This window comes from Streptomyces sp. NPDC091272 (assembly GCF_044757485.1).
GTDB lineage: Bacteria > Actinomycetota > Actinomycetes > Streptomycetales > Streptomycetaceae > Streptomyces.
This window is the reverse complement of record NZ_JBIVVC010000001.1, coordinates 280,915-303,042: the sequence shown is the minus strand read 5'-3', so window position 1 is coordinate 303,042 and position 22,128 is coordinate 280,915. Positions and strand designations below refer to the sequence as shown.

The 22,128-nt window shown below is 73.3% G+C and carries 11 protein-coding genes; all 11 read right to left on the bottom strand.

Features of this window, described 5'->3' with window-relative positions:
* Positions 1–38 precede the first annotated feature (38 nt).
* Positions 39–1,088 carry an ornithine carbamoyltransferase gene (gene argF / locus ACIQM4_RS01120; protein ID WP_401584243.1) on the bottom strand — a complete coding sequence of 350 codons (1,050 nt, stop codon included), beginning with the start codon at positions 1,086–1,088 and terminating at the stop codon, positions 39–41.
* A gap of 65 nt (positions 1,089–1,153) precedes the next feature.
* The gene (locus tag ACIQM4_RS01115; RefSeq protein ID WP_401584240.1) at positions 1,154–2,386 is read right to left on the bottom strand and encodes an arginine deiminase; all 1,233 of its coding nucleotides are present in this window, start codon (positions 2,384–2,386) and stop codon (positions 1,154–1,156) included.
* 59 nt (positions 2,387–2,445) lie between these two features.
* A complete protein-coding gene (locus ACIQM4_RS01110) occupies positions 2,446–4,869 on the bottom strand; it encodes a hypothetical protein (RefSeq protein WP_401584238.1) in 2,424 nt (807 codons plus the stop codon).
* A gap of 11 nt (positions 4,870–4,880) precedes the next feature.
* Positions 4,881–7,199 carry a hypothetical protein gene (locus tag ACIQM4_RS01105; RefSeq protein ID WP_401584236.1) on the bottom strand — a complete coding sequence of 773 codons (2,319 nt, stop codon included), beginning with the start codon at positions 7,197–7,199 and terminating at the stop codon, positions 4,881–4,883.
* On the bottom strand, positions 7,196–9,955 hold the full coding sequence (locus ACIQM4_RS01100; protein WP_401584233.1) for a hypothetical protein: 2,760 nt from the start codon (positions 9,953–9,955) through the stop codon (positions 7,196–7,198). Before ACIQM4_RS01100 ends, ACIQM4_RS01105 begins: the two co-directional genes overlap by 4 nt.
* On the bottom strand, positions 9,952–13,524 hold the full coding sequence (locus ACIQM4_RS01095; RefSeq protein WP_401584230.1) for a tubulin-like doman-containing protein: 3,573 nt from the start codon (positions 13,522–13,524) through the stop codon (positions 9,952–9,954). The genes ACIQM4_RS01100 and ACIQM4_RS01095 overlap by 4 nt, the downstream gene beginning before the upstream one ends.
* A 122-nt stretch (positions 13,525–13,646) precedes the next feature.
* The gene (locus tag ACIQM4_RS01090) at positions 13,647–16,241 is read right to left on the bottom strand and encodes a VWA domain-containing protein (protein WP_401584228.1); all 2,595 of its coding nucleotides are present in this window, start codon (positions 16,239–16,241) and stop codon (positions 13,647–13,649) included.
* Positions 16,242–16,356: 115 nt separating this feature from the next.
* Complete coding sequence (locus ACIQM4_RS01085; protein ID WP_401584225.1) at positions 16,357–16,935, bottom strand: Pycsar system effector family protein; 579 nt, start codon at positions 16,933–16,935, stop codon at positions 16,357–16,359.
* Positions 16,932–18,584 carry a hypothetical protein gene (locus ACIQM4_RS01080; RefSeq protein WP_401584222.1) on the bottom strand — a complete coding sequence of 551 codons (1,653 nt, stop codon included), beginning with the start codon at positions 18,582–18,584 and terminating at the stop codon, positions 16,932–16,934. Before ACIQM4_RS01080 ends, ACIQM4_RS01085 begins: the two co-directional genes overlap by 4 nt.
* Entirely contained in the window at positions 18,581–21,055 is a 2,475-nt protein-coding gene (locus tag ACIQM4_RS01075) for a hypothetical protein (protein ID WP_401584220.1), read from the bottom strand. Before ACIQM4_RS01075 ends, ACIQM4_RS01080 begins: the two co-directional genes overlap by 4 nt.
* On the bottom strand, positions 21,052–22,071 hold the full coding sequence (locus ACIQM4_RS01070; protein WP_401584217.1) for a hypothetical protein: 1,020 nt from the start codon (positions 22,069–22,071) through the stop codon (positions 21,052–21,054). The genes ACIQM4_RS01075 and ACIQM4_RS01070 overlap by 4 nt, the downstream gene beginning before the upstream one ends.
* Positions 22,072–22,128 lie beyond the last annotated feature (57 nt).

Here is a 22,128-nt window from a genome sequence, read left to right as displayed (position 1 = left end):
AACCAACGCATCGCATATTCACCCAATCGGGCGCATTGCTATTCCCCGCCCGCCTGTTCTCCGCCCGCCGGAGTGGCCAGCGTCGCCACCAGAACCGCCTTGATCGTGTGCAGCCGGTTCTCCGCCTCGTCGAAGACGATCGAGTGCGCGGACTCGAAGACCTCGTCGGTGACCTCCAGGGAAGTCAGCCCGTACTGCTCGTGGATCTCCTGGCCGATCTTGGTGCCGAGGTCGTGGAAGGCCGGCAGGCAGTGCATGAACTTCACGTCCGGGTTGCCGGTGGCTCGCAGTACGTCCATCGTCACGGCGTACGGACCCAGTGCCTTGATGCGCTCGGCCCACACCTCCTTGGGCTCCCCCATCGACACCCAGACGTCGGTGGCGACGAAATCGGCGCCGCGCACGCCCTCCTCGACCTCCTCGGTGAGCGAGATCCTCGCACCGCTCCCCTCGGCGAGCGCGCGCGCCTGCGCGACGACCTCCGCCGCCGGCCAGTAGGCGCGCGGAGCGACGATCCGCACGTCCATCCCGAGCAGCGCGCCGGTCACCAGGTAGGAGTTGCCCATGTTGAGGCGGGCGTCGCCGAGATAGGCGAAGGCGATCCGCTCCAGGGGCTTGTCGCTGTGCTCGGTCATGGTGAGCACGTCGGCGAGCATCTGGGTGGGGTGCCAGTCGTCGGTCAGCCCGTTGAAGACCGGCACCCCCGCCTGCGCCGCGAGCTCCTCGACCGTGGCCTGTGCGTCGCCCCGGTACTCGATCCCGTCGAACATCCGGCCGAGCACCCGCGCGGTGTCCTTCGGCGACTCCTTGTGCCCGATCTGCGAGCCGGTCGGGTCGAGGTAGGTGGTCGATGCACCTTGGTCGGCCGCCGCCACCTCGAACGCGCAGCGCGTCCGGGTCGACGTCTTCTCGAAGATCAGCGCGATGTTCCTGCCGCGCAGCCACTGCACCTCGGAACCGGCCTTCTTCGCGGCCTTGAGCTCCGCGGCGAGCTCGACCAGGCCGCGGAACTCGGCTGCGGAGAAGTCGCTCTCCTTGAGGAAGTGACGGCCCTTCAGGGAGTGACGGCCTTCGAGAAATGACGCCATGGGACGCTCCGGATGCGACTAGGTCACTGCGCGAACAGTGAAACTGTATGCGTAAGAGCGCATCACTATACGGCCTCGCGTTCGATCGGACAGCTCATGCACCGAGGCCCGCCCCGCCCCCGGCCCAGCTCGCTGCCCCTGATCTCGATCACCTCGATGCCCTCCTTGCGCAGATGGGTGTTGGTCGTCACATTTCTCTCGTACGCCACGACCACCCCGGGCTCGACCGCGAGAACGTTGCAGCCGTCGTCCCACTGCTCCCGCTGCGCCGCATGGACGTCCTGGGTGGCGGTCAGCACCCGGACGGAGTCGAGGCCGAGCGCGGCGGCGATCGCACGGTGCATGTGCTCGGGCGGGTGGTCGGTGACCTTGAGCTCGTTGCCGCCCACACCGGGTTCGATCGTGTACGAGCGGAGCATCCCGAGTCCCGCGTACTGGGTGAAGGTGTCGCCGTCGACCATCGTCATCACGGTGTCGAGGTGCATGAAGGCCCGCCGCTTCGGCATGTCGAGGGCGACGATGGTCCGCGCCGACCCCGCCGCGAACATGCCCCTGGCCAGCATTTCCACGGCCTGCGGGGTGGTGCGCTCGCTCATCCCGATCAGCACCGCCCCGTTGCCGATGACCAGGACGTCGCCGCCCTCGATGGTGGAGGGGTAGTCGCTCTGCCCCTGCGACCAGGTGTGGAACCCGCCCGCCTCCGGCCCCGTGAACAGCGGGTGGTGCTTGTAGATCGCCTCGAAGTGCACGGTCTCACGCTGTCTGGCCGGCCAGCGCATCGCGTTGATGGACACCCCGTCGTAGATCCACGCCGAGGTGTCCCGGGTGAAGAGGTGGTTGGGCAGCGGCCCGAGCAGGAAGTCGTCCAGGTCCATGGCGTGGAAGCGGACCGAGGTCGGCTCGGGGTGCCGCTCCAGGTACTCCCGCTTGGTCATGCCGCCCACCAGCGCCTCGCACAGCTCTGCCGCGGACAGCTCGTCGAAGGCGGCCCGCAGGTGGTCGGTGGCGAGCGGCCCGTACTCCTTCTCGTCGAAGACCCGGTCCAGCACGAGGCGTCTGGCGTCGAGGAGCTCCAGCGCCTCGGTCAGCAGGTCGCCGAAGAGGTGCACCTCCACGCCCCGGTCGCGCAGCACGTCCGCGAACCCGTCGTGCTCCTGGCGCGCCCTGCGCACCCACAGCACGTCGTCGAAGAGCAGCGCGTCCTTGTTGCTGGGCGTGAGCCGTTTCAGCTCCAGGTCGGGGCGGTGGAGGATGACGCGGCGCAGCCGCCCGGTCTCGGAGTCGACATGGAATCCCATGGCCCCCATCCTGGCCGAGACCGGCGGCCCACGCCCTGCTGATGACCGGGAGAGCGGCTTCAGAGGGCCACCGCGACCACCACGGCCAGCAGCAGGAGGAACAGCGCCACGAGGACGCCTGCCAGGAGGAGGACGTACCGGATGCGGCGTTCGTAGCCCTCCTCGTGGGGGGTGGGGGGCGGGTCGGTGCTCGGGGCGGCGGAGGGCGCGGCGGATGCGGCAGAGGCGTGCGTGGCGGGCGCGGGAGCCGGCCGTGCTGCTCCGTCCGGGCCTGGGCCTGGCCTTTCGGGTACGGAGGGCCGCGCCGCCGACGCGTGCGGAACGCCCTCCCGGGGTGGTCGGTCAGGACCCGAGGACCGGCGGCCACGGGGCTCTCGGCCCCTGGTCAACAGCGCCCGCCAGACCTCCTCGCGCAGGCCGGGCAGTTCGCCCTCCTCCAGGATCTGCCGCACCGCGGCCCTGGCGGCGGGGTCGGGGCCGGTACGCAGCTCGGGCAGCAGCGCCGTCAGCCGCGCGCTCGTCCCGTCCTGTGCCGCGAGCGGCCGGACCGCCCAGCGGTAGAGGGCGGCGGCGTTGGCGGCCCGCGTTTCCTCTCCCGGGAAGGTGCCGGCCCGGCCGTGCCAGCGCGGCAGGAACAGTTCCGCGTCCAGCACGGCCTCGCAGAGCCGACGGCGGGTGGACTCCTTCCAGTGCGGCCAGCGCCCGGCGGCCTCCGTCACCAGGAGCGTCGTCGCCGGGTAGCTGAGCTCCTCGCCCAGCGCGTCGACCAGGTCGGTGTCCGCGGCATCGGGCAGGTCGGCGGCCACCTGCTCGCGCGCCGAGTCGGGGGAGCGTTCGTCGAGCGAACCGAGCTTGGCGAGCAGGTCGCCGTAGGTCAGGGGCGACTTGCGGCGCCAGACCGGCCGGGCCCGCCGGACCCCGGAGGGGCCGGGCCAGTGGGCCCCTGTGCCGGGCGCGGCGGTGTCGGGGCCGGACGGGGGCTCGGACGGCCGGGCGGATTGCCGCGAGGGCTCGGGCGGCCGGGCGGGCGGGGGCGGAACCGCCGAGGGCGGGGCGGCCGAGGGCGGGGCGGCCGACGGCGGTGCGGAGGCTGTGGGCGCGGGAGCCGGGGGTGCGGAGCCGGTGGGTACGGGAGCCGTCGGCCCGGGGCCCGTTGGCGCGGGACCCCGCGGTGCAGGGGGCGTGGCCGCGGGAGCCGGCGGTGTGGAAGCCAGCTGCGTGGCCCGCTCGGGGGCGGCGGGCGGCGGGGCCGTCGGAAACGCGGCGGCCGGGCGGGCGGGGCGGTCCCGGCGCAGTTTGCGTTCCCGTTCGAGGTGGAGTTCGTGGTCCAGGCCGGCGGTCGGCGGGCGGTTCTGGCCGCGGGACTGTTGCCGTTCGCGCTCCCGGGCGCGCTCGCGTGCCCGGTCCTGTTCCTGCTGGAGTTGTTCCTGCTGGAGTTCTTGTTCCCGTTGGAGTGCCCGCTCCTGCCTGCGCCGGTCGTCCCGCTGCCGCTGGAACTCCTCGTGCGCCTGGTTCTGTTGGTGTTCCAGTTCGCCGAGGGCGCGTTCCGCGGTCCGGTGCATGAGCTCGGCGTCCAAGGGCGCCGAGCCGGACGGTTCGACGGCGTGTCCGAGCGCGTCCGCGACCTCGAACATGCGGGACTGCCTGCCGACCCGGGCCAGATAGTGCCGCACCAGGTGGACCGCGAGTTCCTCCGCCCGGTCGCCCCGCCGTTCGTCCGGGTCCACCCGGGTGCGCTGGATGTCCGGCGCCGCCGACCCCGGCCAGCGCCGTACGAAGGCGAACCGGATGAGCGTGGACTCGGCGGTGTCCCGGGTCGCGTAGGTCCAGCGGTCCGGGACGATGCCGCTGAAGATCCCGTACAGGCCCATCATGGTGCGGCAGGCGCTGCGCCCGCCGTCCCGGTCCAGCAGCATCTGCACCCGCCGGGGGTGCCGGATCAGTTCCGCCGTGGCGGCGATCAGGGGGCGGGCCGAGCCGGGTCCGCTGCCGTCGACCTCGTCGACCAGTTCGGCGTAACCCCGCAGCGCGGAGTCGCGCAGCGCCTGCCCGGGGACCAGCGGCAGCTCCCCTTGGACCTCCCCCCAGTCCACGTCGCCGAAGAAGTCGTCCGCCCAGGCCCAGCTGTCGAGACCGATGCAGGTGTCCGGGTCGAGGACCTGCGCGGGGCCGATGAGGGCGTGACAGAGCGTGCCGGGCCGTCCGCCGGGGTCGCGGTGCGGGGTGCGGCGCAGCAGCATGGCATCGCCCTGGCCGTGCTGCTCCAGCCGTACCAGACCTGAGGCGTCCGGGCCGTCGGAGGCCTGGAAGTTGCCCCGCAGCAGCGGGGCCACACTGCTGCGGAAGAGGTCCTGCACCTGGCTGCGCGCGCAGGACCAGGCGACCGGGCCGAAGCCGGTGTTGCCCGACCTGTTGGCCGCGTCCCAGCGGAAGACGATCTGCTCGACCGCGTCCTGGGGCCGCCCGTCGCGCCCTCTGCTCACCGTGCCCCCCATCAGACTCCCACCTCTTCCCGGTCGGCGCCGGGCAGCAGCCCGCACATCGCGAACACGGACAGCAGCGGGGTGAGGACCCGCTGGGGCCGCACCCCGTGCGGGAACGCCGCGTCCCGCTCCTGTCCCCCGGTCGCCGCCACGAAGTGCAGCGTGCACCGCCCGCAGTCGTCGAACGGCTTCAACCAGGCCCGGCTGCCGTGGTGCTGGACGAACGCGTACGCGTCCCTGCTCTCCTCGCGCACCCTGCCCACGTCGAAACGGCCGTCCTGCGGCCGGTTCAGCCAGCGGTCCACGGCCGGGTCGAACCGCACGAGGTCGCTCTTGTTGACCGCGACCGTCGCGGCGGCGTCCACGTAACGGCCGTTCCTGGGAATGCGGTTGAGGACGGTGGTGAACGCCTCGTCGCCCAGGTCGCGCTGGTGGATCCCGACCCGTTCGCGCACCGGGTCCAGCGAGGCCAGGCGAAGCGCCCGCAGCGGATCGAGTACGAAGATGAACGCGCCGACCTCGCCGAGGAAGCGGGTCACCTCGTTGTCCTGCGCCAGGTCCTCGCCGGCGAGGTCGAAGAAGAGGACGGGGCGGGTGGCGCCGTGCCCGGAGACCAGCAGTCCGTCCGCGAAGTCCGCGAACGGCTCCTGGTTGGTGCCGTCGAGCATCTCCCCCTGGTGCAGCCGCTGGACCTTCTCCTGGAGGAACTCCCGGTGCCAGTCGGGGTTCAACGGCAGGCAGGTCAGTCCGTACGGTTCCAGTCCGCCCTGCTCGATCTCGCCGAGCATCGCGGCCAGCAGATGGGTCTTGCCCGCGGCGGAGCTGCCGACCATTGCGACGGTGAGCGGCTCGCCGTGGGTGAGGTAGGGCACGGGCAGGTAGTGGGGCCGGTTGCCGGGGGCGTGCGGGCACTTCTGGAAGGCGTGCCGCAGGGCTTCCGTCCGGTGCATCGGGCGGCGCTCGGCGGCGAGGTCGAGGGGCTTGTACTCCTTCTTGGCGTTACGTGCGAAGAGCCGGCCCTCGTCGTAGAGGACGGGGAGCCGGCAGTGTGGGCAGAGCGGGGGGCGCGGGACGGCGGCCTGCCCGGGGGCGAGGTCCGGTCCCGGCCCGGCTCCCGCTCCGACGTCCGGCGCCGGCTGCGCCGCTGCTTCGGCCCCCGGCGCCGCGGAGGGGCGGCGGGGGGTGCCGGTGGCGAACCAGTCACGCAAGGACCGGCGGCCGGTCCGTGGCCTCTCGTACTCGTAACCGAGGGGCTGATCCCGCCCGTTGACACTGTCGAAGCCGAGATACTGATCCTCCCCGTTGAAGCCGCCGAAGCCGTCAGGACCGCCCGGTCCGTGCGGGCCGTCAGGACCGCCCGGTGCGCGGGGTCCGTTGGGGCCGCCGCTGCCGCCGTTCGCGCCGGACGCGCCGTGGTACGCGGGTTCGGCGACGCCTCTGGCCTGCCTCTTCGCCGCCGTACGGGAGTCGAAGTCGGAGCGGGCGCGCAGCAGCGGGTCGCTGTGCTTGGGGGCGGCGGCGAGTGGGTCTGGGGCGCCGAGCAGCCGCAACAGGCTTGCCGCGGGCGGCCGGTCGGCGGCCAGTGACGCGAAGGCGCCGCTGCTGGTGAGGGCGGCGAGCTGGCGGTAGTCGGCGAGGTCGGCGGGCGGGCCCGCGCCGTTTCCGGGCCGCCCCGAGAGCAGGGTGTACGAGAGCTGGGCGACGGACCACACGTCGTCGCGCTCGTCGGTCTCGCCCTGGCCCGCGCGCTGTTCGGGTGAGGCCCACGGCCCGGCGCCGAAGGCGTCCCGGGGGGCACCCGCGCGCGCCGCGCAGTACGGCTCGGTCAGCTGCACCCTGGCGCCGTCCCAGCGGACGGTGTGCGGGGTCAGCGACCGGTGCACCAGCCCGGCCGCCCCCAACAGCCTTATCGCCAGCACGAGTTGTCCGATGACATTGCGCTGGGCCTGGATGCCGAGCGTCCCCAGGAGACCTGCGAGCGGGCCACCGGCGGGTTGCCGGTAGAGGACGAAGGGCTCCGCGACCTCCAGGTTGAATCCGACCAGCCGGGTGAAGATCTCGCCGTACTCCTCCTCCCCGTAACTGCGCTCGACGGTCATCGCGGCGGCGATCTCGCGCTCCAGCGCGTCGTACGCGGACCGGCTGCCCCTCGCGGAGAGCGGCAGCCGGTGCTGGACCACCTGCCACCCCCGGCCCAGGCTCGCGTCACGGGTCAGCATGCCCGCCCTGCCCTGCGCCCTGCGGTCCGCTCCGAACCCGGCCGCGAAGCGGACGGAGTCCCCCTTGGGCAGGAAGAACTCCAGCTCTTCGACCGGCAGTACCCCTGTCATGCGAATTCGCCCTCCGCTTCCGGTTCCGGTCCGTCGTACGACCGCACCGTGCGGACGCCCCCTGCGCGCAGCGGCACCAGGCCGAGCACTCCCGCCCGCCGCCCGCCGGGCGTCCACACCACGTCGTCGGTGGCCCCCCGCCAGCCGTCCGGGTCCACCGCCTCCGCGCCCCGGCGGGCGGCCTCGGGCGCGAACCGCACCCGGCGTTCCGCCCCCGGGTCCTTGGACAGCATCCGCCGGTGTTCGGCGGCGCACAGCCGTACCGTCCGGTCGGCGAAGCCCTCGGTGCCGAGCGCTTCGGCCGTACGGTCGCCGGGCACGCCGAGCAGCAGCGCGACGGCCGGCCTGCTCCCGGAGGCGCCGGAAGCCCCGGTGGCGCGGACGAAGGAAGGCGGCGCCGCGGCGGCGTCCCGGCACAGGGCCGCGTGCTCCTGGCCGAGCAACTCGTGCACCCTCGGTTCGACCCGAAGTCGCGCAGCGGCTTCCGGGTCGCGCTCGACCGTCGCCCAGCAGGTGCCGAGCAGCTGGGTGATCCCGTCCGCGAGGTCCGACACCAGGGTGGGGACCAGCGCGGCGCCGCCCTCCCCGGTCTCGCGCGACAGCCAGGGAGGTACCACGGCTCCACCCAACGGCCCTTCGGGAATGGAGGGTTGATCGATATCGCCACCGAGGTGGTACGGCACGACAGTCTCGGCCTCCGGAGCCGCGGGCCGGGGCGGCGGGAGGAGGTCGTCGAAGGCGCCGTCGCCGGGCTCGGCCTCCACCGCGTCACTCCAGGTGTCCCAACTCCACGACGAGGCACCTGAGTTCGTGTCCTCGGAAACCCCGGCTCCGAGGTCGGGCGGCCTCGTGGTACCCCCCACGTCAGGGATGCGGACAGCGTGGTCCGCAGTCTCGTACTCGTAGCCGTGGCCGGAACCCCGCGGGGCGGGGGCCGGCACCTCGTACGTCTCCACGTTCACCGCCACCCGCCGCAGCAGCGCGGCAACCGCGCGTGCGCCGTCCGAGCAGTGGTAGCGGGCGTCGGCGAACAGCCAGTCGTGCACCGCGGTCTCGGCGACCAGGTCGTCGATCTCCCGCAAGCACCGCACGGCCTCGTCCACGCGCATCTCCGCCCACCACGCCTCCACCGCCCGCGTCCAGTCACGCACCGAGAGCGAAGCGGACAGGGCCATCGTCAGCACCAGCGCCGCCGGACCCAACCAGCTTGGTACGCCGACGAGTTGCCCCACAAGACCACCTGCCACGCCACCGGCCACCCCGGCGACGACCCGGCCGGCCCAGCCCGTGTCCCCGCCGCCGTCCAGTCGTCCGTCGGGCGAGCGGCTGGGCCTGCGCCTGAGCATCAGCAGGGCGGGCAGCGCCATCGCGACGCCCGCCGACGGGCCGACCAGCCAGCCGAGCGACGGCCACAGACCGGCGACGAAGGCCAGGAGGAAGGCGAGGGAGAAGTCCGTCGGACGCGGGCGCTCGGCGACCACGAAGAGCGCCGGGGTCGCGAGGCGCCGCAGGTGTTCCCCGGGGCAGATCCGCTTGAGCTCGGTCAGCCTGGCGGCGCTGCCCGCGGGCGCGGACAGGTCGCAGAGCGCGCCGAGCCTGGCCGCCACCGAACGCAGCGGGAGCCCTCTGCCGAGCAGCCGCTCGGTGTAGCCGCGCAGCCCCGGGGCGACGCTCTCCCTGGACACCTCGGTGATCTCGGGAAGCTCGATGCCGCGCCGGGCGAGGCGGCTGCGCTGTTCGGGCAGGAGGCGCAGTCCGTCGCCGTCGGTGAAGGCCCCGCCGACGGCCTCTCTGAAGTCGTGCAGCGCGTCGGCGAGTTCGCGCAGCGGGCCCGGAATGTCCGCCTGCTTGCGCGCGGAGGTGAACAGCCCCGCGGCGGGCCACGTCCTTTCGTAGGCCCCGGTGGCATCGCGCAGCGCGTGCTCGCAGCGGCGGTGCTTCGTCTCGGCGTCCCCGCCCTGCACCAGCCAGGCCCGCTCCCTGATGCTCCTGGGCACCCCGCCGCCGAGCAGCGGGGCCAGCTCGGCGGGTACTGCCTCCGGCGATCCGGTGCCCCCGGCCCCGCCCGTACCCTCAAGGTCCTCGTCGGCGTGGCCGGAGTGACCGGCGGGCGAGGCAGCGGCGACGAGCGCGGGAGCGGGGACCTCCTCGCCCGCCAGGGTGTCCAGCGCCTGCCGCCAGGCCCTGCGCCGCGCGGAGTCGGTGAGGTCGTGTTCGAGGATGCGCACGGAGGGTACGGCGACGCCGTCCCTGACCTGACCGAGCGCGTGCAGCACGGCGTCGAAGACCGCGGGCTCGCACAGCACCTCGGCCAGCGGGCGCAGTACGTCGTCCTCACCCGCGGGCTCTGCGGTGCCCACGGCCCCCGCCGGTGTCTGCGCCTGCCCCGCGAGCGCGTCGAGGACCCACAGCACTCCGGCGTCCGGGGGCCGCAGCGACAGCGGCCGGGCCAGCGGCCGGACCGCCGGCGCGGGGGTTCCGGGACCGTCCTGCGCCGCGCCCTCGGCGGCTCCGACGGCGAGACAGAGGATGCGGGCCGCACCGTGCGCGAAGAGCTGTTCGTAGAGCAGCTGGTTGCGATCGAGTTCGGCGGCGGCGTCCACGACGAGGAACCGCCGGCCGGCCTCCGGGGACCTGACGAGCGCGAGCGCGTCACGCACCGTGCGGGCGCCCTCCCCGGGCGGGGCGCCCGGACCGGTCACGGCCCGCAGATCGAGCCGTACCGCGTGGCCCGGCACCCCGAGGTCCACACTCACCACGACTCCCCCTCCGCCCATTCGTCGGCGGCCGCCTTACGGGACTGCCGGCCGTCGGGGCCGTCGGGGCCGTCGCCGTGCCGGGCCGAGCCGTCGGGGGCCTCCCGTCCGTCTGTCGTGTCCCACGTGCCGGAGTCGTCCGGCCACGCGCGTCCGCCGGTCCGGCCGGGGTCGCCCCGCCCGGTCGGCTCGTCGTCCGGCTCGTCGGGCTCCTCCCGGGACCACTGGGCCTCGTCCGGCGTCCACAGCGGGTCGTCGTCCCAGGCCCCGCCTGCCGTCCGGCGCCCCTGCCACGGACGGTCCGGTCCGGGGTCCCGGCCGTTCGCCCGCCCGTCCGGCTCCGTGGCGGACCACTCCTCGGCCGGCGGACGGCCGTTCGCGGGCCGGTCGCGGGCCGGTTCCCACGTGGCCTGGCCCTGCGCGGGCCGCCCCGACGGCACCCGGCCCGTCCCGTAACGCGCGTACAGCGCACGCAGGTTCGGCCGGGTCGGACGCAGTGCGCCGGGGAAGCGGAGGTCGAGCGCCCCCTGGAGGGTTCGCTCCCAGAAGCCGCGCAGGGGCACCATCCACTCCTCGTCCTGCGCCCCGTACTGCCCCGACAACTCCTCCAGATGTGCGATCTGCTGCGGCGCGACCTCCTCGACGAGGGTGCGGAAGAGTTCCGACGGCGGGACGGGGGTGGTGGTCAGGCCGTGCGGCTGGGCGGCCATCAGCTGGTCGCAGAAGTCCTCGATGATCTGGCCCTCGTCCAGCAGCGCCCACTGTTCGTACGCCCGCAGCAGTCCCGACCAGCTGGAGACCGACTCGTCGAACGCCTCCAGCCGCAGCGTCATGGTCGCCGAGTCACCGTCCTGGAGCCGGATCCGGATGGCGTCCGGGGAGGTGAGGGGGCCGCGCACCTCGACCCGGCCGTTCCACATCGCGCACAGAATGCGGTGCAGGATGCGCCGGCGGTCGTCCTCCGTGCTGGCGAGCCAGTCGTCGCGGTAGCCGAGCCGCTGGCGCCATTGCAGGAAGTCGTCGGTCCCGGCCGCGTCCCTGGACTCCGCCCAGAGCCGCAGCACGTGCCGCACCTCCGAGACGTCGGTCAGGCTCATCCCGCTGCGGAACAGCACCACGGTGATGGCCTGGGTGTCGACCGCCCGGCTCTCCGGCGCCGCCCCGAGGTCGCGGGGCAGGTTCAACTCCTGTCGCAGGAAATGGGAGTTGCGCTCGTTGGTCTCGCTCTGCGGATAGACGATCAGGACCTTCAACGGGCCGCTGCCGTCCGGGGTGAAGCCGACCGGCAGCAGGCTCGCGAGCTGGGAGCGGAACTGCTCCAGCCAGCGCGCGTCGACCGAGGCCTCCGCCTCCTCGTCCCCCGCCGCCGCCTGGAGCAGCACGCCGAGCGAGGGCAGCAGCGGTCGGTCGTTGAGCATGCCGGCCTCGCCGAAGAGGCCCTTGACCCGTCGTTCGACGACCTGCTTGACCTCCTTGACCGCGTCCTTCGGGGAGCGGCGTACGGCGTCCAGCGCGAGCTGCCAGTCGGAGGGCTGTACGAGCTTGTCGAGCAGGCCGGCGGCGTCCTGGTTCTCGGGCAGTCCCTCGTTCTGCCGCAGGCGGTCGAAGACGTCGTCGTAGAAGGCGCCCAGGGTGCCCTGCGGCGGCAGCAGATAGGAGACCCCGGTGCGGTCGTCGCGGTAGAGCTCCTTGCGACGGTCCCTGAAGGACTTGCGTTCGTCCTCCTCGTGCGCCTTCAACGCGCGTACCAGGGCGGTGACTTCCTTGAGCGTACGGGCGAGAGGGGCGCGCCAGCGCAGTTCGTGGTCCTTCCAGCCGCGGTGCCACAGCCGGTTGGCCCGCCACTGGTACCAGCGGTCCTGCTCCTCGATGGCCTCCTGGACGTCCGGGTCGCCCCAGCGGGCCGGGACGATGCCGCCCACGCTCCGTCTGATCCGGGGGACCTGAGGGGCGGAGGGGTTGACCCCGGCCGGTTTCTCGGGGTCGTTCTTGCGGTTGTCGAGCATTCCGGCGAAGCCTGCGGCGGCGGCGCGCTGCGGGTGGTCGGCCAGCCCGAGCAGTACCCGTTCCGCCCTGAACGGGCCGACAAGTCCGAGGAGTTCGCGTGCTCCGGTGCCCGGCTTGAAGTCCTCGACCATGCGCGGCACCTCGCGGTCCAGCTCCCGGTCGAGTCTGCTCAGGCCGTCGTCCATGTCGCCGATGCGGTCGCGCAGGGCCTGGCCGATGTCCTTGGTGCCCTTGGGCAGCGGGTCGGGGGCGGGCACCTCGGGGGCCTCCCGGGTCCAGAGCCTGCCGACGCCGGAGCGCTCGAACATGTCACGGACCCGCTCGGTGCCCTGCTCGTCGGGGCGGGCCGCGCGTTCGCCCATGTCCCGCACGGCCTGGGCGAGGAGCCTGCTGGCGACGATCTCCGCGAGGTCGTCCACCGGCACGGTCAGCGAAGCGGCCAGGCTGGTCGACATGCCGCGGTAGCCGATGCCGGAGCGGGACGGCGTGGAGCGCTCCACGCTCTTGTTGACGAAGCTCGCCGCGAACGACTGGTAGTCGCCCTCGCTGCGGCCGTTCGCGGAGTCGTCGCCGAGTTCGGTGCCGATCAGCGACATCACCATGGCGGTGGCGGATCTGCGCAGGTCCTCCGGTCTGATCCCCGACGGCTTGCTGAACAGGAACGCCGTCTGGACGGTCGAGGAGCGCAGCCGTATCAGCCCCTCCCTGGGGTAGCGCACCGCCATCGACCCGCCCTGTTCGACGTCGCCGAAGTCGGACTGCGCACTGGGCACGTTCTGGTCGTCGACCAGCCGCGAGAGGTCCACCAGGGCGCGCGCCGCGTTGAGTTCGGCGTCCCGGCCACCGCCCGCACCCGGCGGGAAGGCCGACGGCATGACGACGAGGGGGTAGATCTTCACCCCCGGCACCTTGGACTTGCGGAACTCGTGCCCGATCAGGTGGATGAAGTCGTAGAAGATTCCCGCCCCGGTGCCGCCCGCCACCGAGAACGCCACGAAGACGTCGCAGCCACGGATCTGCCGTCCGCCCACGTCCCGCAGGTCGCCCGCCGAGTTGCTGATCGCGCTGATGGCCGCGCGCAACTGGCCGAGCACGGGTTCCAGGCCGCCGCGCAGCGTCGCGAAGAGCGCGGACCTGCCGACGGTGGGCAGCTGCCCCGCCCCGTTGTGCAGCGGTGCGACCCGGGGCTCGCGCTCCTTGGGCGGCAGCCAGCCCTGCGTCTCCTCGTGCAGTGCCACCCGCAGCATCCTGGCAACGTCGGGGGAACTGTCGTGGTCGGCGGGCAGCAGGTCATGGACGACCCTGGAGGTACGGGCGTACGCGGCCGCCTCCGCGCCCTTGGCCTGAAGGTGCGGCAGCTGGTCGAGCTCGGACTCGCTGAAGTCCGCGTAGACGAACTGGAGGCAGTCGGGCAGCTGGAAGCGTTTGCGCCGGTCGTCGACGGCGAGCTTGGTCCCGTCGGGGCCGCACAGCTCGCGGCGCAGCCCGCGTTCCAGCTCGGCGCCGATGCGCCCGCCGGTGCCGCCCAGTCCGACGAAGAGCATGGGCTGGTAGATCTTCATGTCGTCTCTCGTCTCCCCTTGGTGCCTGCGCCCCGGCCCCGGGGCCCCCGGAGTTCGGGACCTCGCGGGCCGGGTTCAGAATGTGCCGGGCCCCGAAGTCGCGGGCCCGGAGATCGGCGGACTCAGAAGTTGGCGTCGTACTGACGGGAGCCGGGCCCCGCACCGGTGCCCGGGTCACCGCCCGCACCCCGACCGCCGCCCTGCGCGGTTCCGGGCGCCCCGTCCGAGGCCCCTGCGCCTGCCCCGCCGCCCGGCCTGCCCGGCCTGAAGGGCCTTCGTGGTGGCCTGCCGGAACCGGGGCCGCCGCCCCGGCCGCCGCGTCCGCCGCGTCCTTCGCCCCCGCCGCGACCATCGCGTCCGTCGCGTCCACCGCGCCCGCCGCTCCCGCCGCGCCCCCGGGAGGAGGCACCGGCAGGTGTGCGGCGGTTGTCGTGGACCAGCAGCTCGATGCCCTCGCCTAGCTCGACCGGCTCGCCGGCCGCCAGGGCGCGTTCACCGCCGCGGTAGGGCCTGACCATGATCACGCCGGCGGTGGTGCGCCGTACCCGGTGCGCGTCCCCACCGCCGCTCACCCGCTTGAGCTTGGGCGCGGCCCCGGCCGCGCTCTCCACGGTGAAGCGGAAGTCCCCGCTGCTCTGCCCCGCCCGTACGGTCAGTTCGTCGACGGACCGACCCTGCCGGAGCAGCTCCAGCCGTACGCCGGTCAGATTGCGCCGCCGCCCGGCCTCCCTGACCCGTACCAGCACGAAGGCGGCCACCGCCAGCACGAGCGCGGCGGCGGCGACCACGGCCCACCACCACCGCTCCCACCAGGTGGGCTCGGCCGCGACGAGGGCGTCGAGGAAGGTGGTGTCCAGGGTGCGCCCGCCGTCGTCCGCGTCGCTGAGCACGATGCCGCCCGCGAGTTCCCCGAGGGGGGCGCCCGCGCCGACGGACACGGTGAACGTGTGGTGCGAACTGCCCGGCTCCACCCGCACCTTGGCGGGCGTGACGGTCAGCCGGGAGCCGGCCGGCTGGTCGGCCAGTCCGAGGGCGAGGGTGTGCGCCACGGTGTCGTTGTTCGTCACGTCCAGGGTCCCTCGCAGGGCGCCCCCCGGGTACACGGTGCTGCGTTCGACCGTGATCCCGCCCTCGACCGGCGCGGCGCCCGAGGCGAGGGCGGTGTGCAGCGGCCGGTGGTCGCCGGTCACTCCCGGGGCCGACATCTCCCCGGTCAGCCGGATGTTGCCGACGGCGCCCGCGGGCACGGCGAGCGTGCCGGTGAAGCGGGCGTCCCCGGCTTTCGCGTCGGGCTTGCTCCCGTCGTCCTTGAGCGTGGTGGTCACCGGCGCGAAGCCCTGCCCGGTGACCTTCACGCCGACCCGGATGCCGGCGAGCTGGTCGCGGTCGGTGATGACGACACCGCGCCTGGTCTGCATCCGCATCTCCACGACGGTCTTCTCACCGGCGCGTGGCGACGACGGGTCGAGGGTGAGCGCGGAGCGGAGCTGTCCCTGCCAGATGGCGCGTACCGCGACGTCCTGGCCGCGGTGCCCCTCGGGGGCGTCGACCTTCACCTTCCACCGTCCCGGCAGCGGGTTCTTCACCCGCAGCGCCTCCACCGGTCCGTCCTGGCCGCTGGCCTCGAAGCTCGACCCGTCGGCCGAACCGCTGGTGGGGACCTTCTTCCCGGTGGGGTCGTAGTACGTGACGGTGACCTTGCGGTCGTGCTTGCTGACGGTGATCGAGCCGTCGGTGGCGATCGGCGGGATGACCACCGAGAGCTCGCCCGGCGGCTTGCCGCGGGTGCCCTCGACGACCTGGGCGCACCGCGCGGCGGCGAAGGTCTCCTGGAGTGCCTTGTCGATCTGCTCGGAATTGTCGACGACACGCATCCGGGGCTTGGCGTCGGGGAGGTCGGCGCAGCCGCCCCGGTAGCCTCCGTTCGCCATCGCGGCGAGCGACCCGCGGTCGATGCTGGCCCCGAAACCGAGCGGCCAGATCTGCACCGACTCCCGCCGTGCGCGGCCGAGTTCGTCGGTGAGCTGCTGGGTGGCGTTGTTCTGCCGGGACACCTTGTCGGCGCCGTACGCGGGGCTGTCACCGACGTCGAGCTTGCCGTCGGTGAGCAGGAACACCACTTTGGGGGTGCCCGGTCTGCCGTCCTCGGTGAGCCGGTTCACGGCCTGCCGGACGGCGGCCGGGAAGTCGGTTCCCGGGCCGGTGCCGTTCTTCTCCCGGTTCCCGAGCTGTTGGACGCAGTCGCTGAGCCTCTGCCGGCCCGCCGCGTCGGACACCGTCAGCCGGCACACCTCGCGCACGGCCGACTCGCCGGCCTTCTCGGAGCTGCCGAAGCCGATCACCGCGGCGCGCGACCGCTCGGATATCTCGCCCTGGACGAGCAGCGCGGCGGCCTCCACCTCCCGGGCCAGGTCCTGCGGGGAGAGGCTCTTGGAGAGGTCCACCACGACGGCGAAGTCGATGGGGTCGGGCCCTTCGACGGCCTGCTGCCCCTTCGGCTGTCCCTTCGACTGGCCCTCCGACTGCCCCTCCGACTGGCCCTTCGACTGCTGCTGCGCCGCCCGTGGCGCGGGTGCCTGGGCGTAGACGTGGGCGTGGGCCTGGTTCTGTGCCGGTGCCGGTGCCAGGGCCTGTGCGGGCAGGGCTGCTCCGCAGAGCGCCAGGAGCAGGAGCCCGAGCCCTGCCGCACGCCACGGCGTCCGGCTCCGTCCGCGCACCTGCCCCCACCGGCCCCCTCCGGGCCGCTGCGACCGCTGAGCCTGCCGGTTGCGCTGTATCCGCTGCGTCCGCTGTCTCTGCTGCGCTTGTTGCGACTGCTGATTCATCGTCCCGTCACCACACCTGGCCGATTACGGAAAGCACCACGCCGAGGGTCAGGAAGCAGACCCCCGCGCGCAGCCAGCGGTACTTGGCCGTGAGTACCGCTCCCAGGACGCTCGCCTCGGCGAGCATCCAGCGCACGACGTCCGCGCCGGACGCGGTCAGCCGCTCCCGCAGCACCTCCGGCGCCACTCCGGCGCTCAGATCACGCAGGAAGGTGACGTCCGCGCCGATGCGGGTACGCGGCAGGACCACGCCGATGAGCATCAGCAGCCCCACCAGCCAGAGCACACCACCGGCCACCACCAGCCCGAGCGCCGCCCCCGGGGGGACGACCGCCCCCTCCCCGGCCCACACCACCGCGAGGAACGCCAGCCCGCCGGACAGCAGCACCGCCGCCTTGGCGTCGGCCCGCCCGATGTCCTCCCGTACGGCATCCAGCAGCCGCTCGGCGACGAACCGGGTGTCCGCGACGGGGACGGACGTGGTGGGTACCGCCGGAGACGGCACGGTGGTCGCTGGGGCCGGCGCCGCCGGAGAAGTCACGGTGGTCGCCGGGGCTGTCGCCGTGCCGGTCTCTTCGCTGCTCATTCCTCGTCCCAGTCGTCGAAGCCGTCGCTCGGCCGGCGGGTCCCGCCGCCCTCGCGGTCGGGATCCCGGTCCCGGTCATGGTCGTAGCGGTCACGCTCCCGTCGTTCCCGTTCCTGCCGCTGTTCCGCCGACGAGGAGACCCGGGTGATTTGATGCACCCGCGGATCCTGGTCGCCCTGCTCCTCGTCGTCCGGGTAAGCGGCGTGACCCCCGTTCGAGCGAGCGTCCAACTCCCTCGGCCTGTGCGGATCTTCGAGAGAGTCCGCACTCGCCCCTTCCCTCAACCAGAACGGCTCCCGCCCCCGTTCGGCCGGTTCCCGCCGATTGCCCCGGCCTTCCAGGGCCCGGTCGTCCCGTCGGCCGCCCCGCTGCGACAGGATCGAGTCCGTCACACCGCCGAGCACCCCGTCCGAGTTCTCGCGCAGGTACTCCAGCACCTCGTACATGTGCTCGCCGATGTCGTGCCGTTCCAGGTTTCCGGTGTCCAGCAACTTGTGGAACAGACCGATGAAGTCGGCCTGGCCCTCACGCCTTTCACGGCGGATCGCCTCACGGATCTCCCACTGCTTGTCCGGATTGGCGGCCATCTGGTAGGCGATCTCGGCCACGTCGCCCTGGCGCAGGAACCGCTGGAGCTCGGCTGCCTGCTCCCGTATCGCCTCGCGCTTGCGCACCGCCTTGATCCGTTCCCGTTCGGCCTCGGCCGCATCGGTGTCCATTGTGAGGATGATGTCGTCCGTGGCCTGGACCCGCTTCTTGACCTCGTCGCTGAGGTCGATGAAGACATGCACGCGCGTCGTCAGCCCGAGGTCCCGGCCCAGGTTGATGCGCCCCGCCTCCACCTCGGCCTTGACCGCGTCGTCGGCGCGGTGCGAATCGGTGAGCCGGAAGCGACGCGAGACGTTGCGTAGCCCTGCCAAGAGCTCGTCCCGCACCAACTCGGCCACGTCCCAGACGTTCTGACGTACCACCAGAAGCGGGTCCTCCACCTCCCAGCGCACCCGCGCCTTCGCGTCGAAGAACGCGGAGTCACCGTTGGCGGGCAGCCTCAGGTCGAACTCGGTGACGTGCACGCCGAGCAGCACCTCGAACACGGTGTACGGGGAGGTGAGCCCGAGCCACGGCTTGCGGACGTCCTCGCGGTGGTCGGGCCATATGACGCTGTGGCCGCCGTTCTTGTAGAGCATGACCGCGGCGACCTGCCCGCTCCTGCGCTCGTACGGCGGTGCGTACTCGGCGACCAGCGGACCCTCGGGTTGCTGCCCCCGGCCCTGCCCCCGCACCTGCCCCCCGCCACGCTCCTGCTGCCCGCCCCGGCCCTGCCGCATCCCCTGCTCCTGACCGTCGCCCCGGCCCCGGGCCTGGCCCCGGTCCTGATCCGTCCGCTGCTGCCGACCCCGCTGATCCTCCGGGGCCCGATCCCCTTGCTCGTTTCCCCGGCCCCGCGCATCCTGCCGGTTCCGCTGATCCCGCTCGTTCCGCTTGTTCTGCTCGTCCCGCTGATCGCGTTCGTTCCGCTCCACCCGCTCCACCCGATCCACCCGCTCCACCCGCTCCGCACCGTCAGCCCGCCGGTCCGCGTCCTCGTCCCGCAGCCGGGGCTGCTCCTGCCGGTCCCACCGGCCCGGCTGCTCACCCGACGTCGTCATCCCCCGGCCCCTTCTCCGACCGCGTTCCACATCCGCTGGGCGGCCGGCTTGGCCAGCGGATCGCCGGGATCGCGTACGAGCCGGTCCAGCAGGTGCCGCAGCCGCTCACGGTCGCGGTGGTCGACGGCCAGCAACGGCAGGAACCGGCAGACCAGACGCAGCTGTTCGGCGTCCTTCGCCGCCCTGCGCAACCAGCTGGCCAGGGCTTCCAGTGCGGCGTCGCCCGACCGGGCGGTGACCAGCGTGTGCCGGATCAGGTCCGCCAGTCTGCGCGCCAGCTCCGGCCGGGTCACCAGCAACGCGGCGATCAGCGGTTTGGCCCCGTGCCGCTCCATCTCCTTGTCCTCGTGCAGCCCCCAGAGGTACGTCGCCTTGGTCTGCAACGCCCTGATCACCGCGAGCAGTACGAGGTTGGCGAGCTCGCGGCGGTCCTCCCGCAACCAGCCGCCGAGCCGGGCGACGACCAGGGCGGGTTCGGAACCGGCCAGCAGCCGGGTCACGCTGAAGGACGCGGTGACGAGTTCGTCCAGGTCCACGTCCTCCTGGCGCGCCACCTTGGCCAGCGCGTCGAGCGAGGCCCCGACGGAACCTGCCGCCATGCCGTACCCGTGCGTCAGCAGTGCGGTCGCCCGTTCGCACGCGTCCCCGCTCCTCGCCCACTCCTTGAGCATCGTGCGGGCGGCCGGGCGCACCGAGGGTTCACGGGACGCCTCGGCCAGGGCCGTCGCCGCGGACATCTGGAGGGTCGGGCTCTCCTGGGCCGCCATCGGGTGCAGCAGTTCCCCCGCTCCGTACACCCAGTCCCAGGAACACAGCACCCCGGCCGCGATGGACGCCCGTACCCACAGGTGCGGGCGCGGGTCATCGCACAGCGCGCGCAGCCAACGGGTCAGCGGGCCACGTACGTTGTGGTATCCGTGCCACACCTCCTGGAGCACGGCGGTGGCCAGGCCCCGGCCCTGGAAGCGGACCGCACGCATCGGCACCTTGGCGTCCCCGAGGTCGAACTCACCGTCCTCGACGACGGCCCGCGCAAGAGCCGGACGGTCCACGTCGTGCACCGCGAACAGCCGCCTGCCCACGGCCTGTTCGGGGTCGAGGGTCATTGCCAGCTCCCAGACCAGCTGCTCGCCCGCCTCGGCGGTGAGGCTGTACGAGGAGCCGTTGAACACCGCGACGGCGATCCGGAAGGCGGTGGCGTCGAGCACCGGCAGGGCCGCGGGGAGCGTGCCCGGCCGGTCGGCGTCGGCGAACCAGGCCCGTGCCTGTATTCGTACGAATTCCGCGCACCCGTACGCGAGTTGCTGGGCGGTCAGCCGATTGCTGACGCGGCCCGCGAGCTGCTCGGCGAGCCGGGCGGCCTCCCGCGGCCGTAACTCGTCGAGCCCCAGCGCTTCCTTGGTCTCGGGCCTCTCGAAGAGACGCCCGGCCTCCCCCATCGCCCCCTCGGGCGCATCCTTCAGCAGGACACGCAGGTGCCGCCGGAGGACCTCCCCAGTGGGCGGCGGCAGACAGGGCAGCCCGTACCTGCCACGCAGGAACTGTCCCGCCAGCTCACCGCCCCTGGCCAGCACGACGGCATACGCCTTCTTCTCAGCGAGCAGCCCGCTCAGCCGGTCGAGGTGCAGTCCGGTGGGGCGGCCGGGGCCCCACCCGTACGCCCCGGCCCACCGCTCACCGCCTCTGGACTCCCCGCGCGCCAACTCATCGATAAGGGAGGGGTGTTGCGGAGGTTCGTCCGGCGGGAGTTCGAGCAGGTACCCGTGCCCCTCCGTCAGGTCGGACGCCTTGATCCGGTGCAGCGGGTTGCCGGGGTCCAGCCGGTGCACACGGTTGTCGGGGTCCAGCCGTTGCTCCCGGTTGTCGGTGAGCTCGGAGAGCAGGGCGAGCGCGGTGGCAGTGCGGCCGCTGCCCGGCTCGCCGCAGAGCACCAGGAGGCCGCATCCCCGCAGCAGTTCCTTCATCTGCTGGTATCCGGCAGCCTCGCAGTAGACGTCCGCGAGGCGGTCCAGCTCTGTCTGGGGAACGGGCCCCGCGACCATGGTGCTGCCGACTGCGCCGGACCCGTAGGTGTCCCCGTGGTAGTGCTGGGTGAGGACGGTGCTGCCCTGAACCACCACGCTGTCGCCACCGGTCGCGAAGTGGTTGCCGGGCTGGGCGAAGTTCTGGCGCGCGGCGTGGGCGGGCCCCGAACCTCCGACACCGCCGCCGGACCCGCCGAGCGGCCCCTTGCCCGCCTGCTCGAACGGGCTGCTCTCGGCCTTCTGCCCGTCCCCCTCGGCGCCGCCCTCGCCATCGGCGCCGCCGCCCGCTCCCCCTGCCCGGCCCCCGGCCTGGCCTCTTGCGCCCCGCGCCCCATTGTCGCCGCCGCCCGCCGCGCCGTCACGTCCCGCGGGCCCGCCCCCCTGGCCCGCCCCGGCGTCCCCGCCGCCCGCGGGTTCTGCGGACGCTCCCTCGTCCGGCTCGCTCATGTGCCGCTCCGGGAGGTGTCGTCGGCGGGCCAGGTCTCTTCAAGATCGCGCTCGGGCCGCTGCTCAGGGGCCCGCCCCCGCTGTACGGGGGCCCGAGCGGGCTGTTCCGGTGCACGCGACGGTTGTTCAGCCGCCCGCTCGGGCTGCTCAGGAGCCCGCTCCCGCCTCTCCTCCTTGCGGAAGCCCGTGAAGCCTCCGTGGATCGTGCTGCCGGTCACACTCAGGTTGTCGCCGCCCACGTGGAACTCCTGCGCCGCCGGGCCTGCCCCCGCCCCGCTCACCCGGCGCGACGGTGAGCCGGCCCCCTCCCACGGCCCACCGTCACGCCCGAGCGCCGCGGCCTGTTTCGCCGCGGTCGGCCCCCGGGGCGCGGACACCGCTGCCAACGGCGGTGTCGCCAGCCCCGGGACATGGAACCAGGCGGTCTCGTCGGTCTCCTTCGCACGGACGCGACCGCTCAGATACTGCTGCGGCTCGATGTACCTGCCGCCGTCGAGGACCACGTTCTCGTAGAACCAGTCGGAGACGACGAGCATCAGCCCGGCATCGGGCGCCGCCTCCATGACCCGCTTCGCGGTGTCGCTGTCGCAGAGCCGGCACGCGAGGTCGACGGCCCTGCCCACCAGCCCCCGCCCGTCGTCGAGCACCGGCCCCGCGTGCATGCCCACCCGCATCCGCAACCGCTCCGACCTGCCGTGGTTGTACTCCCGCAGGCTCTCGTAGAGGTTGCTCAGCCAACGCCCTGCCATCAGCGCCGGCGGCATGTCGGGGGGCAGAGCTGCCAGGATCCCGTCCCCCCTGTCCTCCTGGTGGAGCCGGTCGGGCGGAACGCCGACGACCGCGAACGCCTCGCCGAACGCCGCGTACATCGCCGCCCGCATCCGCTTCTTCGTCTCCAGGCCCATCGACCCCGAGCCGCAGGCGTCGCCGAAGACCACGATCCGGTTGACCGCCGCCGGTTCGGTTCCCGGACCGCCCGGACCGCCTGGACCCGCCGCGCCTGTCGTTCCGTACACCGTCGCCTCCTGCGTCCTTGTCCGCCGGGTCCACTCTCGTGCCGTCCGTCACCGCGC